The sequence below is a fragment of the Streptosporangium vulgare genome, assembly GCF_042428775.1.
Taxonomy (GTDB): Bacteria; Actinomycetota; Actinomycetes; order Streptosporangiales; family Streptosporangiaceae; genus Streptosporangium; species Streptosporangium vulgare.
In genome coordinates, this window is sequence record NZ_JBHMBS010000008.1 from 323,202 (window position 1) to 335,873 (window position 12,672).

Annotated in this window: 11 protein-coding genes; 6 read left to right on the forward strand and 5 right to left on the reverse strand. The window is 70.6% G+C overall.

Features of this window, described 5'->3' with window-relative positions; translation table 11 throughout:
* Positions 1-11 precede the first annotated feature (11 nt).
* From ACFFRH_RS19590 to ACFFRH_RS19610, 5 genes are read left to right on the forward strand one after another with little or no spacing between them, the layout of a single operon-like run.
* Positions 12-2,090, forward strand: a complete 2,079-nt coding sequence (locus tag ACFFRH_RS19590; protein ID WP_344743559.1) for a hydantoinase/oxoprolinase family protein — start codon at positions 12-14, stop codon at positions 2,088-2,090.
* Entirely contained in the window at positions 2,087-4,252 is a 2,166-nt protein-coding gene (locus tag ACFFRH_RS19595) for a hydantoinase B/oxoprolinase family protein (protein ID WP_344743560.1), read from the forward strand. The genes ACFFRH_RS19590 and ACFFRH_RS19595 overlap by 4 nt, the downstream gene beginning before the upstream one ends.
* Positions 4,249-5,499 (forward strand): CaiB/BaiF CoA transferase family protein, encoded by a 1,251-nt coding sequence (locus tag ACFFRH_RS19600; protein WP_344743561.1) that lies wholly within the window; start codon positions 4,249-4,251, stop codon positions 5,497-5,499. The genes ACFFRH_RS19595 and ACFFRH_RS19600 overlap by 4 nt, the downstream gene beginning before the upstream one ends.
* Complete coding sequence (locus ACFFRH_RS19605) at positions 5,500-6,282, forward strand: enoyl-CoA hydratase/isomerase family protein (protein WP_344743562.1); 783 nt, start codon at positions 5,500-5,502, stop codon at positions 6,280-6,282.
* Positions 6,279-7,214, forward strand: a complete 936-nt coding sequence (locus tag ACFFRH_RS19610; protein WP_344743563.1) for a hydroxymethylglutaryl-CoA lyase — start codon at positions 6,279-6,281, stop codon at positions 7,212-7,214. The genes ACFFRH_RS19605 and ACFFRH_RS19610 overlap by 4 nt, the downstream gene beginning before the upstream one ends.
* Here the strand turns inward: ACFFRH_RS19610 and ACFFRH_RS19615 are convergent.
* Together ACFFRH_RS19615 and ACFFRH_RS19620 are read right to left on the reverse strand one after the other, a co-directional pair.
* Entirely contained in the window at positions 7,195-8,529 is a 1,335-nt protein-coding gene (locus ACFFRH_RS19615; RefSeq protein WP_344743564.1) for an ATP-binding protein, read from the reverse strand. The genes ACFFRH_RS19610 and ACFFRH_RS19615 overlap by 20 nt on opposite strands.
* The gene (locus ACFFRH_RS19620) at positions 8,526-9,425 is read right to left on the reverse strand and encodes a GAF domain-containing protein (protein ID WP_344743565.1); all 900 of its coding nucleotides are present in this window, start codon (positions 9,423-9,425) and stop codon (positions 8,526-8,528) included. Before ACFFRH_RS19620 ends, ACFFRH_RS19615 begins: the two co-directional genes overlap by 4 nt.
* A 132-nt stretch (positions 9,426-9,557) precedes the next feature.
* On the opposite strand from ACFFRH_RS19620, the gene ACFFRH_RS19625 reads away from it, so the two are divergent.
* Entirely contained in the window at positions 9,558-9,782 is a 225-nt protein-coding gene (locus ACFFRH_RS19625; RefSeq protein ID WP_386158350.1) for a hypothetical protein, read from the forward strand.
* A gap of 86 nt (positions 9,783-9,868) precedes the next feature.
* Here ACFFRH_RS19625 and ACFFRH_RS19630 read toward each other — a convergent pair whose 3' ends face one another.
* The 3 genes from ACFFRH_RS19630 to ACFFRH_RS19640 all read right to left on the reverse strand — a co-directional run bounded on the left by ACFFRH_RS19630 (position 9,869) and on the right by ACFFRH_RS19640 (position 12,587).
* On the reverse strand, positions 9,869-10,261 hold the full coding sequence (locus tag ACFFRH_RS19630) for a ribonuclease E inhibitor RraB (RefSeq protein WP_344743567.1): 393 nt from the start codon (positions 10,259-10,261) through the stop codon (positions 9,869-9,871).
* Positions 10,262-10,301: 40 nt separating this feature from the next.
* Positions 10,302-10,967: a site-specific integrase gene (locus tag ACFFRH_RS19635; RefSeq protein ID WP_344743568.1), complete on the reverse strand. Its 666-nt coding sequence runs from the start codon at positions 10,965-10,967 to the stop codon at positions 10,302-10,304.
* Between the two features lie 210 nt (positions 10,968-11,177).
* Positions 11,178-12,587 (reverse strand): FAD-binding oxidoreductase, encoded by a 1,410-nt coding sequence (locus tag ACFFRH_RS19640; RefSeq protein ID WP_344743591.1) that lies wholly within the window; start codon positions 12,585-12,587, stop codon positions 11,178-11,180.
* Positions 12,588-12,672: the final 85 nt, after the last annotated feature.

Consider the following 12,672-nt stretch of genomic DNA (forward strand, 5'->3'; position numbering starts at 1 on the left):
TGGTTTTGGACGTGGGTATCGACGTCGGGGGCACCTTCACCGACGCCGTCGCCATCGCCGACGGCCGCGCCGTGCGCGGCAAGGCGTTCTCGACACCGGACGTGACCACCGGCATCCTCGCCGCGCTGAGCATTCTGCGCGAGCAGGTCGGGCTGAGCGAGGCGGAGTTCTACCCGGCGATCGACCGGTTCGTGCTCGGCAACACCATCGTCACCAACGCGGTGGACGAGCAGAAGTACGCCCGGGTGGGGCTGCTGACCACCCAGGGCTTCCGGGACACGCTGCGGATCGCCCGCTCCGCGCGTACCGACGAGCGCGACTCGCACAAACTGGCGCCGCCGCCGGACATCGTGGACCGGCGCCTGATCGTCGAGGTGCCCGAACGCGTCGACGCGTACGGCACCGTGCTGGTGCCGCTGTCGCCCGGCGCCGTGCGTACGAGCGTGGAGCAGGTGCTGGCGGCCGGCGCCGAGTCGATCGCGGTGTGCCTGCTGTGGTCCTTCCGCAACGACGCGCACGAGCGGGCGATCGCCGATCATCTGCGCGAGCACCACCCGGACGTGCCCTACTCGCTGTCCAGCGCGCTGACGCCGGTGTACCGGGAGTACGAGCGCATGGTGACGACGGCGCTGGACGCGGCGGTCAAGCCGATCGTCGCGACCCACTTCCAGCAGCTCGCCGACGCCCTGGCCGCCAAGGGGCTGCGCACCAGGGTGCAGATCATGCAGGTACACGGCGGGTTCCTCTCGGTCGAGGAGACCGCGCGGGCGCCGATCTCGATGTTCAACTCCGGCCCGGTCGGCGGGGTGACCGGCGCGCGCCTGCTCGGCATGCGGCTGGGCCGGCGCCGGGTGCTCACCGCCGACATGGGCGGTACCAGCCTGGACGCCGCCGCGATCATCGACGACGAGCTGCGGGTGCTGCCGCGAGCCGAGATAGGCGGGCTGCCCACCAGCCTCACCGCGGTGGACATCGAGACCATCGGCGCCGGTGGCGGCAGCCTGGGCTGGATCGACGGCCGCGGGGTGCTGCGCGTCGGCCCGCACAGCGCCGGTTCCGTGCCCGGGCCCGCCTGTTACGGCAAGGGCGGCGAGCGTCCGGCCGTGACCGACGCCGCGCTGGTCATGGGGCTGATCAACCCCGATTACTACCTGGGCGGGACGGTCACCCTGTCGCCGGGCAAGGCGCGCGAGGCGATCGGGCGGCACCTCGCCGACCCGCTCGGGCTGTCCGAGGACGCCGCCGCGCACGGCATGTACCGGCTGGCGACCTCACAGATGGCCAACGCGCTACGCAAGATCACCGTCAACCGCGGGCACGATCCCCGTGAGTTCACCCTGGTCGGTTTCGGCGGCGCCTGCGGACTGTTCGCCGCCGCGATCGCCGCCGATACGGGAGTGGGCGAGGTGATCATCCCACGTAACGCCGCCGTGTTCTCGGCGTACGGGCTCATGCACGCCGACTCGGTCTTCTCCGCGGTCCAGACCAGCCCGTGGACGATGGACCAGCCGGCCGAGGCGCTGGAGAGGGAGTTCGCCGCCCTGGAACAGCGGGCGCGCGACTGGTTCGACGCCGAGGGCATCCCCCAGGACCGCCGCGCGGTCTTCCGCGAGGCCGACATGAAGTTCGTCGGCCAGATCTTCGAGGTGACCACGCGCCTGCCGGAGGAGCCGTTCCGGGAGAGCGACAAGGAGACGCTGCGCCGCCGGTTCGTGGCGGACTACGAGGCCGAGTTCGGCACCGGCACCGCGTGGACCGAGGCCGAGGTGCTGCTGGTCAACTCGCGAGTACGGGCGGTCGGCCGCACCGAGACGCAGACCGTGACCGAGACCCCCGGCCAGGAGCGGCACGCCACCACCACCACGCGGGAGGTCGTCGAGCCGCTGTCCGGCCACCGCCGCCACGTCGAGGTGCACCGGGGGTTCGGCGCGCTCGGCAAGGCCGAGGGCCCGTGCCTGATCGAGGAACCCGACACCACCGTCTACGTGCCGCCGGCCGCGACGGTCGAGGTCATCGACGGTGGGCACTTCCTCATCCGCCTGAACCACGCCGGCGCCGGCGACGCCGCCCGATCGAAGGAGACCCCGTGAGCTCACCGACGTCCGACGACTTCGACCCGGTCACGCTGGAAGTGATCAGGATGCGCCTCGACTCGATCGTCGAGGAGATGGGCATCGCGATGATCCGGTCCTCCGGATCGCCCGTCATCACCGAGGCCGGTGACTTCAACACCGCGCTGTTCGATCCCGAGGGACGCATCTACGCGTACTCGGACTACGTGCAGTTCCACATCGGGTCGGGCAGCGTCGCCGTCCGCAACCTCGTCGAGGCCATCCGGGGCGAGCCGTTGTATCCGGGCGACGCTTTCATCTGCAACGACCCGCACACCGCGGGGGCGAGCCACCCGCCCGACACCAACGTGATCTCCCCGATCTTCCACGGCGCGGAGCTGATCGGCTGGGCACAGTCGCAGGCGCATCTGCTCGACGTCGGGGGCATGACCCCCGGTGGCTTCGCGCCCGGTGCGTACGACTGCTACAGCGAGGCCCTGCGGCTGCCGCCCGGGGTCAAGGTCTTCGAGCGGGGCGAGCCGGTCGAGTGGGTCCGGCGGATCCTGCTCAACAACGTCCGTGTCCCCGTGCCGTACTGGAACGACGTGCGCAGCCTCGTCGCGAGCAACAACACCGGCATCCGCCGGCTGCTCGCCACGATCGCCGAGTTCGGGCCCGACCGCTTCCGGGCGTACACGCGGCGCAACTTCGAGATCGCCGAGCAGGTCGTGCGCGACCGGCTGGCCCGGCTGCCCGACGGCGTGTGGGAGGCGGAGGAGTGGACCGAGCACAACGGGCACACCGACGATCTCTACCGGGTCCGGTGCACGCTGACCAAGCGCGGCGATCAGGTCACGCTGGACTTCACCGGGTCCAGCCCGCAGACCGACGGGTTCGTCAACTGCAGCTACGGGGCCCTGGTGGGCAGCGTCGCCACCGCCGTCGTGCCGATCCTGGCGTGGGACGTGCCGTTCAACGAGGGCGTCATGACGGCCTTCGAGGTGGTCGCCGAGCCGGGGAGCATCGTCAACCCGCGCCCGCCGGCGCCGATCAGCAACGGCCACCTCACCACCGGGGCCCGGGTGAGCAGACTGATCACCAAGCTGTTCAACGAGCCGTGCCAGGCCAGTGACGACCCCGTGCTCCGGGAGCGTACGCAGGGTGTCTGGGCCGACTCCTGGACGGGCGGGATCTCGGCCGGAACCCGTGACAACGGCGACTACTTCGTGCTGTTCAACATGGACGGCGGCGGCATGGGGGCCGGCGCCCAGCCCGAGGCCGACGGCCTCGACTGCGCCGGAATGATGACGCAGATGAACAACATGCTGCCGGACGTGGAGATGAACGAGATGCTCTACCCGGTGCTCTACCTGTGGAAGCGGCTCTCTCCCGCCAGCGCGGGCCACGGCGCGCACCGGGGCGGCCTCGGCCACGAATTCGCCTGGACACTGCACGGCGCGAGCGAGGTGACACAGACCGTGTTCGCGCCCAGCGCCCAGGTGCCCGCCGACGGCTACGGGGGCGGCCTGCCCGGCGGCGGCAGCGGCCACCTTCTGTGCCGCGACACCGACGTGTGGCGGCTCATGTCCGGCGGCGCCGTCCCCACCGAGGAGAACCTCTCCGCGGCCACCAGGCAGTTGCTGGACATCAACCAGTACGACCTCACCGTCCGGCGCGGCGACGTCTTCGTCCAGTGGATCGCCGGAGGAGGCGGTTACGGCGACCCCCTGCTGCGCGACCCGGCGCGGGTCGCGCAGGACGTCGGCGACGGCTACGTGACCGCGGCCGCGGCCGAGCGTGTTTACGGCGTGGTGCTCGACGGCGACCATGCCGTCCTCGCCGCGACCGCCGGGCGCAGGGCCGCGCTCCGCGCGGAACGGCTGGGCGGCACACCCCCCGCGGCGGCGGTCCTGGACACGATGATCGGCGTCGCCGGAGCCTCCGTCCCGCACCGGGGGCGGGACGGCCACTGGTACTGCCCGGCCAGCGGGGCCCGGATCGGCACCGCCGACGACTGGCACGACGACGCCGTGATCCGGACCCGTCCCGCCGCCGAACGCCTCGCCGAACTCGGCGTGCGGATCCGGCCCCGGTCCGGAGAGCCCGCCGTCCTGCTGGACGAGTTCGTCAGCCCAGTCTGCGGCACCCTGCTGGAGACCAGGGTGCGCGTGGCCGCGCCGGAGGAGGTGTGCGCCCGATGACCGCCGAGACCTGGGACGGCGACGACCTCGTCCCGGCGGAGCGCGGGCCTCTCGCCGGAGTCGTGGTGCTGGACATCACCCGGGTGGTCGCGGGCCCGTTCTGCTCGATGATTCTCGCCGACCTCGGTGCGACGGTGATCAAGGTCGAGCGGCCGAGCGAACCGGACTACGCCCGCGACTTCCCCCCTCATCTGTCGGCCGCCGACGGGAGCACGTTCAGCGCGTTCTTCGCGCAGTACAACCGCGGCAAGCTCGGGCTCACCCTCGACCTGGCGACGCCTGACGGGCGAGACCTGCTCAAGCGGCTCGTGCGCCGGGCCGACGTGCTGGTGGAGAACTTCCGGCCGGGCACCATGGACAAGCTCGGCGCCGGGCCCGCCGTCCTGCGCGCGGAGAACCCCCGCCTGGTCTACACCGCCATCTCCGGCTTCGGCCAGACCGGGCCGTACCGGAGCAGGCCGGCCTACGACAACTCCGCGCAGGCCACCGGCGGCCTGTGGTCGATGAACGGCTACGCCGACCGGCCCCCGGTCCGGGTCGGCACGATCATCGGCGATCTGTCGGCCACCCTGTACGCCGTCATCGGCACCCTGGCCGCCTTGCGGCACGCCGAACGCACCGGTGAGGGTCAGCTCGTCGACGTGTCGCAACAGGACTCGGTGCTGTCGCTGACCGAGAACGCGGTCGTGTCGTACACGGTGGACGGCGAGGTGCCCAGGCCGTTGGGCAACCAGCACCCGTTCGTACGCCCGTACGAGCTGTACCCGTGCAGGGACGGGTACGTCTTCTTCGGTGGCTACACCGACAAGTTCTGGCGGCTGACGTGCACGATGTTCGGCCGTCCCGAACTCGCCGGTGACCCGGAGATCGACACCATGGCCAAGCGGTTCGACCCCGGTGTCTACTCTCACCGGATTCGTCCGCTTCTGCACGACTGGTTCGCGTCACGCACCCGCGCCGAACTCGAAGAACTGGCCGGCGACCAGGTGCCGCTGAGCGCGGTCAGGACCATCGCGGAAGTGGTGGACGATCCGCAGATCGCCGCGCGCGACATGATCGTCGACGTCGAGTACCCGGACTTCGGGCCGTTGCGGATGTTCGGCCAGCCGATCAAGCTCGACGTCACCCCCGCCCGGCCGCGTACGCTCGCCCCGCGCCCCGGCGAGCACACCGACGCCGTACTGCGGGGCCTGCTGGACCTCTCCCCGCAGCGGATCGCCGAACTCCGCGCCGCGGGGGTGATCTGATTGACCATCGGCTTCGAGCGGGACGGGTCCACGGCCATCATCTCCTTCGCCCGTCCAGCCAAGCTCAACGCCCTGACCCTGGCCATGTACGACGAGCTCGCCGACGCCTTCGCCCGGGTGCGGGACGACGACACGATCGCCGCCGCCATCCTCACCGGCGAGGGTGAACGCGCGTTCTGCGTCGGAGCGGACCTGGGCGAGTCGATCCCCGCGCTGGCCGAGGGGCGGTTCGACATCTCCCGCTGGGACGGCGCGCACCAGAAGCACACCAGCCTGTTCAAACCGGTGATCGCCGCCGTCAACGGCCTGTGTCTGGGTGGCGGGTTCGAGATCATGCTCTCCACCGACCTGCGGGTCGCGAGCGAGGACGCCGAGTTCGGCCTTCCCGAGCCGGGCGTCGGAGTGGTGCCGGCCGGGGGCACACTCGCCCGGCTGACCCGGCAGATCCCGTACGCCTGGGCCATGCGGTTGCTGCTGCTCGGCGAGCGCGTCCCGGCCGCCGAAGCGCTGCGACTGGGCCTGCTCAACGCCGTCGTACCGGCGCAGGAGGTGATGCCGACGGCGCTCGCGTGGGCCCACCGGATCGGCGGGCTGTCCGGCACCGCGGTCGCGACGATCAAGCAGGCTGTCCTGCGCCTGGGCGACCTCCCGCTCCACCAGGCGTTCCACGCCGAGGCGCTCTACGGGCAGCGGGCGTTCACCTCGCCCGACGCCCGCGAGGGCCTGGCGGCCTTCGCCGCCCGCCGACCACCCGAGTTCCCCTCACGCAAGGGGCAAGGGTGAACCGCTACGGAGTCGACCCGTTGCCCAGCCTGCCCGGCCGGATAACGATCTGGGAGGTAGGGCCACGGGACGGCCTGCAGAACGAGGCCGCGATCCTGCCCGTCGAGGTGAAGGTCGAACTCGTCGAGCGGCTCGTCGACGCCGGGCACACCGTCGTGGAGACCACCTCGCTGGTGCACCCGAAATGGGTGCCGCAGCTCGCCGACGCCGAAGAGGTGCTGCGCCGGCTGAAGCGGCGCGACGGCGTGCGCTACCCGGTGCTCGTCCCGAACGAACGCGGCCTGGACCGGGCGATCGGCCTCGGGCTCACCGACGTCGCCGTCTTCGCCAGCGCCACCGAGTCCTTCGCCAGGGCCAACCTGAACCGGACCGTCGCCCAGTCGCTGGAGATGTTCGCCCCTGTGGTCGCCCGCGCCCGCGAGGCGGGCCTGGGCGTGCGCGGCTACCTGTCGATGTGCTTCGGCGACCCGTGGGAGGGCGAGGTGCCGATTCCCCAGGTCGTCGCGGTCGCGACGCGGCTGCTCGCGCTCGGCTGCACCGAGCTCGGCCTCGGCGACACGATCGGCGTCGCGACCCCCGGCCGGGTCGCCGCGCTGCTCGACGCCCTGGTGGGCGCCGGGGTGCCGGTCGGACGGATCGGCGTGCACTTCCACGACACCTACGGCCAGGCTCTGGCGAACACCCTCGTCGCGCTCGGCCGCGGGGTCACCACGGTCGACGCGTCCGCCGGCGGCCTCGGCGGCTGCCCCTACGCCAGGAGTGCCACCGGCAACCTCGCCACCGAGGACCTGCTCTGGCAACTGGCCGGACTCGGCATCGACACCGGAGTGGACCTGGGCAAGCTGGTCGAGACGAGCGCCTGGCTCGCCGCGCGTCTGAACCGTCCGAGCCCTTCGCGTACGGTCCGGGCCCTCACGCCGTCCGCGTGTTGAGCGGGAGGCGGAGGACGAAGTGTGCTCCGCCCGAGGGCGCGTCCTCGGCGTGGAGGGTGCCGTGGTGGGCGTGGGCGATGTCACGGGCGATGGCCAGGCCGAGCCCGGTGCCGCCGCGGTCGCGGCTGCGGGCGGTGTCCAGCCGGGCGAAGCGCTGGAAGATGTGCTCGCGCTCCGCTGGAGGCACGCCCGGGCCGTCGTCGGTGACGCTGAGCTCGGCCATGCCTCCGGCGCGGCGCACCGTGACCAGCACGTCGCGCGCGGCGTGCCGTTGCGCGTTGTCCAGCAGGTTGTCCAGCACCCGGCGGATCTGTTCCGGGACGGCGTCGGCCGTCACGTCGGCGGTGAGGTCGAGCCGGGCCGGGTGCGGATCGTCGGTGCGGCGCGCGGTTCCGGCCTTGGCCAGTACGGCCAGGTCGACGGACTCCAGGGCGGCGGGCGGTGCCGCTCCGATCCGGGCCAGCATGAGGAGGTCGCTGATGATGGCCTGCAGCCGGTCCACATCGCCCAGGGCGTGTTCCATCAGGTCGGCGAGGTCGGTCTCGTCGGGGTGAAGCCGCGCCTCCTCCAACGTGACCCGTAGCCCGGCCAGCGGGGTGCGCAGTTCGTGCGAGGCGTCGGTGGTGAAGCGTCGCTGGAGGTCGAGCGCCTGCTGCAACGACGCGGTGACGCGCTCCAGCTCCGCGGATATCGCGTGCTCGCGGGTGTAGCGGCGGGCGTTGTCGACGCACACCGCGGCGCGGCCGACCAGTTCCTCGGCCAGGGCGAGGTCGTCCTCCTCGAACGCGTCCTTGCCCGTGGCGCGATAGAAGCTCACCACGCCGAGTGTGACGCCCCGGGCCCGCATCGGCACCGCGATGAGCGAGTGGATGCCCTGCTCACAGATTCTCCGGCAGCGCTCGGGATCCTGTGCCAGCCACCCGAAGGTGTTGGACAACACCGAGCCGAGCACCGGCTGCTCGGTGGCGAGGCTGCGCCCCTGCGGCGTGGACGGGAGCGGGTGGATGAGCGCGCCAAGCTGGTGCAGAGCGGTCCCCTCCCTGATGCCCGCGAGGGCGACCCGGCGCTGCCCCGCGTCCATGCTGCCGGGCTCGTCGCCCCGCAGGACGCAGTCGGTCAGGTCGACGGCGACGTAGTCGGCGAACCGGGGGACGGCGACCTGGGTCAGTTCCTCGGCGGTCCGGGTGACCTCCAGGGTGGTGCCGATGCGGGAGCCGGCGTCGCACAGCAGGCTGAGTCGCTCGCGCGCCCGCAGGGCGAGCCGGCCGATGCCCGGCTCGCTCACGGCGAGCAGCCACTCCTCGGTTCCGATCATCTTCCCCCGTTCGGCCGGGCCCGCTGGCCGTCGGTGAACCGCGCCTTCACCGCGATGGCGGTGGAACCGTTGATCGGCTGCGCCACGAGCGTGGCGGTGCGGCCGTCCGAGATGACCATCTTCACCACCGCCGCCCGGCCCTGCGCGACCAGCCTCACGGCGGCGTCCTCCAGGGCGAGCCGATCACGGCGGCACAGGTCAAAGGGCGTGGAAGCCGTCGGGGCGCCTCCATCCGGTGCCCGGAGGAACTCCTCCATCAGGGCCCGCTCGCGGTCGGCCGCCATTTCGAACAGGCGCTGCTCGACGGCGGCGGCCGATCGCCGGACCAGGACCATCATCTCCGCGTTGGCCGTGTCGTTCGGGCCGACGACGCTGATGACCCCGTTCACCCGCCCGCTGAGCGGGTGGCGTATCGGGGCGCCTACGCCGGTGAGCCCGCGCAGTTCCTCCGCGAAGTGCTCATTGCCGGTGACCTGGAAGATTCGCCGTTCCACCAGCGCCGAGCCGAAGGCGTTGGTGCCCATGTCCGCCTCGGCGAAGCGGAACCCGGGCGCGGCGCCGACCGCGTCCAGAGTCCGGGACAGGGCCGGTTCGCCCTCGTTGCGCAGGAACATGACCCCACTCGCATCGCCCAGGAACATGCTCACCGGGGTGCCCCCGACGACGGTACGCAGCCGCTCGAACACGGGTCGGGCCGCGCGCACCACTCCGCAGTCGAAATCAAGATCACCGAGCAGGCGCGGCTGCACGGTGCCGGGCGTGAGTCCCGCCTCCTGGCACCGCCGCCACGAATGCAGGGTCACGGCGCGTACGTCATTCCCCGTGAGCTTCCCAGCCAGGAACCGCTCCACGAGCTTCTCGTCGGGCCCTCCTCCGTCGTTCCAGCCATCTGCCATCCGGCTCGCTCCAAAGACTTCCACTCGGTGAGCTTTATGCACCTTCCGCCCAGAATACGGAGGAAGGACATCTTGAATCTCATACTCCGGCAAAGAAATGCCAGGTCCTGGCCTTCCTCGGCAGAGGCCGCCATGCCAGGACCGGGGGTGATCCTGGCCCAGGGCCGAGTCTGGCGGGGCATCGAGAGTGCCGAGCGGCTCGTAGGGCTGGCCACGCGGCCCGTTGTGCCCAGCGGGCACAACATCGTGCCAGGGAACGTGGCCGACGCCCGCTACTACGGCCGGGAAACGATCTTCGCCGCCTCGGGAAGCGATCTTCGAGATACCTTCAGCGCCCCAGGCCAGACCTACTTGTGAACACCCCACATCCAGGTCAGAGGCCGCTTCCGAAAGATCGGAAGCGGCCTTCTGCGTTACTGAGTGACCAACTGAGTGACTACCGTTCACGGAGTGGCTGCGGCCTCCCAGCCGTCGTACTCGCTGTGATAACGAGTGGCCAGGTCGTCGAACAGGTTGCCCGTCTCCCGTACGAAGTCGGGTGAGATCACCGTGTTCGCTTCACAAGTCACCGGCCAGCTGTCCGGGTCCTCCGGAGAGGGCTTCCCGACCTCGGCGCGCAAACCGTACGCAGCGCCTTGAGCCTCTTTGGCGACGCTCTGAGCGGCATCGAGGCTGGGGGCGTACAAGTAGAAGATCACGTGGCGAGGTTGCTCAAGATCGACTCCTGCCTTGGTGAGGTGGTGCATCACCAGCAGGTCCTTGTACTTGATCCCAAGCTCTGGTGACCGCTCCTCCAGATCGACTTGCTCGCGCTGCTTTCTCCGGAACGGCCACATATGTCATCCTTCGTAATCTTGTTCGGATTGGCGATCTTAGTCAGTCGGGGAAGATCCGGTCCATGGCCTCTGCTCCATCCAGAAGCACGGGTCGGAGTTGCTTGCGGTAGACGGTCTCCGTCACCGAGGTGTTGCGGTGGCCGACCAGGCGGGAGATGTTCTCCAGCGGGATGCCGGAGTCGGACAGCAACGAGACGAAGCTGTGCCGCATCTCGCGGGGCGTCCACTCCTTCTCGTTCAGGCCGGCCTTCTTGAGCACGGCCCGAAACGAGCGGCGGACGTTGTGAGAGTCGAGTTCGGTGCCGACCTTGGAGGCGAAGACGAGGCCGTTGTCCTGCCAGCTTGCGCCCGCCGCCTTGCGGGCCACGTCCTGCTGCTCGCGGTGGAGTTTGAGGGCATCCACACAGCGCTTCGGCATGGCCGGCGTTCGCCGGGACTTGCGGGTCTTGGTGTTGCCGCCCTCCTGGACCGAGTGCCAGACCATGATGGAGGGCAGAGTGCCGTCGAGGTCGACGTGTGACCAGGTAAGCGCCCGCAGTTCCTCCGTATGAGCCCCGAGCAGCAGCGAGAGCACGATGTAGGCGTGCAGCGCTGTGCCCTCGGACGCCTTGAACACGGCTTCCGCCTGGTCGAGAGTGAGCGACGTGGACGGACGCCCCTCCCTTCCCCTGGGAATCTTCCAGAGCAGTGCGACGTTCCGCTTCACCTTGTCGCGAGCCTGTGCGCGGGAAATGTGTCGACGACGGGTGCGAACCGACCCCGTGGCGGGGCCAGGGGGCAAGGTTCAGACGTCATCGGCAGAGAAGGCCCGTCGATCACCGAAATCCCGAATTCACGCCGGCCAAGGTACGTCATACCGCATCGCGCCCGGTCTCATCGTCCCGTGACGACCGGGTTCTGTCGACTGGTTCCATTGTCACGGCCCTTCCCGCTCGGTCGCCACTACCTTGCCGGGATTGAAGATCCCGTGCGGGTCCAACGCGTCCTTGACCGCCCGGCCGAGCGCCAGCACGGCAGGCCCGGCCTCGGCGGCCAGCCCCTCCCGTTTGAGCAGACCGACTCCGTGCTCGCCGGTCACCGTGCCGCCCAACTCCAGCGCCGCCGCGATGATGTCATCGAACGCCGTCTGCGCCCGCTTCTTCGCGGCTTCGTCGCCGGGTTGGGTGATCAGCAGCGGGTGGAGGTTGCCGTCGCCGGCGTGCGCGATGTTGGCGATCAGCGTGTCGTGCCGCGCGGCGGCTTCCTCGATCCGCGCGAGCATGTCGGGGACCGCGCCCTTGGGCACGCAGACGTCTTCGGTCAGTACCGGCCCGAGCCGTTCGAGCGCAGGGTAGGCCAGGCGCCGCGCGTCGAACAGCGCGTCGGCCTCCTGCTGGTCGGTCGAGCGCACCGCGAACGTCGCGCCCGCCTTCTCGAAACAGGCCAGCATCGCGTCGGCTTCTCGTTCGCCCGCCGGACCAGCGCTGTCGGTGCGGCCCAGCAACACCACGTCGGCCTCGGTCGACAGGCCCATGTGCTTCCACTCGTCGACGGCGGCCAGGCAGTGCCGGTCGATCAGCTCCAGTGCAGAGGGCTCCAGCCCGGCTTCGGCGACGGCGGCAACCGCGTTCCCGGCGTCGACGATCGAGGAGAAGTGACCCACGACGGTGTGTTCGGGTTGGCGGGCAGGGCGCAGCCGCACGGTGACCTCGGTGATGACGCCGAGCGTGCCTTCGGAGCCGACCATGAGCCCGGCGAGGTCGTAGCCGGCGACGCCTTTGGCGGTGCGACGGCCAACGCGGACAAGGTCGCCGGTCCCGGTCACGAACTCCAGGCCCAGGACGTAGTCGCGGGTGACGCCGTACTTGACGCAGCACAGTCCGCCCGCGTTGGTGGCGACGTTGCCGCCGATGGTCGACCACGGTGCGCTCGCGGGGTCCGGCGGATACCACAGGGCGTGCTCGGCGCAGGCCGCGCGCAGGTGGTCGTTGACCACGCCGGGCTCGACCACGGCCAGCCGTTCTCGCCTGTTGATCTCCTTGATCGTGGTCATCGCCTCGGTCGAGACGACCACGCTGTGCTCGATCGCGTTCGCGCCGCCGGACAGCCCGGTGCCGGCGCCCCGTGGGACGACCGGGGCGCCGAGCCGCAGGCAGACCTGGACGACGTGCCGCACTTCCTCGGCCGTACGCGGCCGCACCACCACCGCCGGTGTGCCGTGCGGTGCCCATTCGGCCTCGTCATGGAGGTAGCCGGACACCACATCGGGATCGGTGATCACCCGGCCGGCGGGCAGGCGCCGGTCCAGGTCCTCGATCAGCTCACGCCGCCACGCCTCGTCGCGCATGACGGCGACGTTATCGGCGTTCACATCCTCCACTCAATGTGTGAGCCAGCTATCATTGACGATTACCAATGGATGGAGTGTCTAC

Excerpts from the sequence above, each read along its gene's own strand:
- ACFFRH_RS19600 (WP_344743561.1), top strand. The coding sequence starts at position 4,249 with ATGACCGCCGAGACCTGGGACGGCGACGACCTCGTCCCGGCGGAGCGC.
- ACFFRH_RS19620 (WP_344743565.1), bottom strand. The coding sequence starts at position 9,425 with ATGGCAGATGGCTGGAACGACGGAGGAGGGCCCGACGAGAAGCTCGTG.
- ACFFRH_RS19640 (WP_344743591.1), bottom strand. The coding sequence starts at position 12,587 with ATGCGCGACGAGGCGTGGCGGCGTGAGCTGATCGAGGACCTGGACCGG.
- ACFFRH_RS19625 (WP_386158350.1), top strand. The coding sequence starts at position 9,558 with ATGCCAGGACCGGGGGTGATCCTGGCCCAGGGCCGAGTCTGGCGGGGC.
- ACFFRH_RS19615 (WP_344743564.1), bottom strand. The coding sequence starts at position 8,529 with ATGATCGGAACCGAGGAGTGGCTGCTCGCCGTGAGCGAGCCGGGCATC.
- ACFFRH_RS19630 (WP_344743567.1), bottom strand. The coding sequence starts at position 10,261 with ATGTGGCCGTTCCGGAGAAAGCAGCGCGAGCAAGTCGATCTGGAGGAG.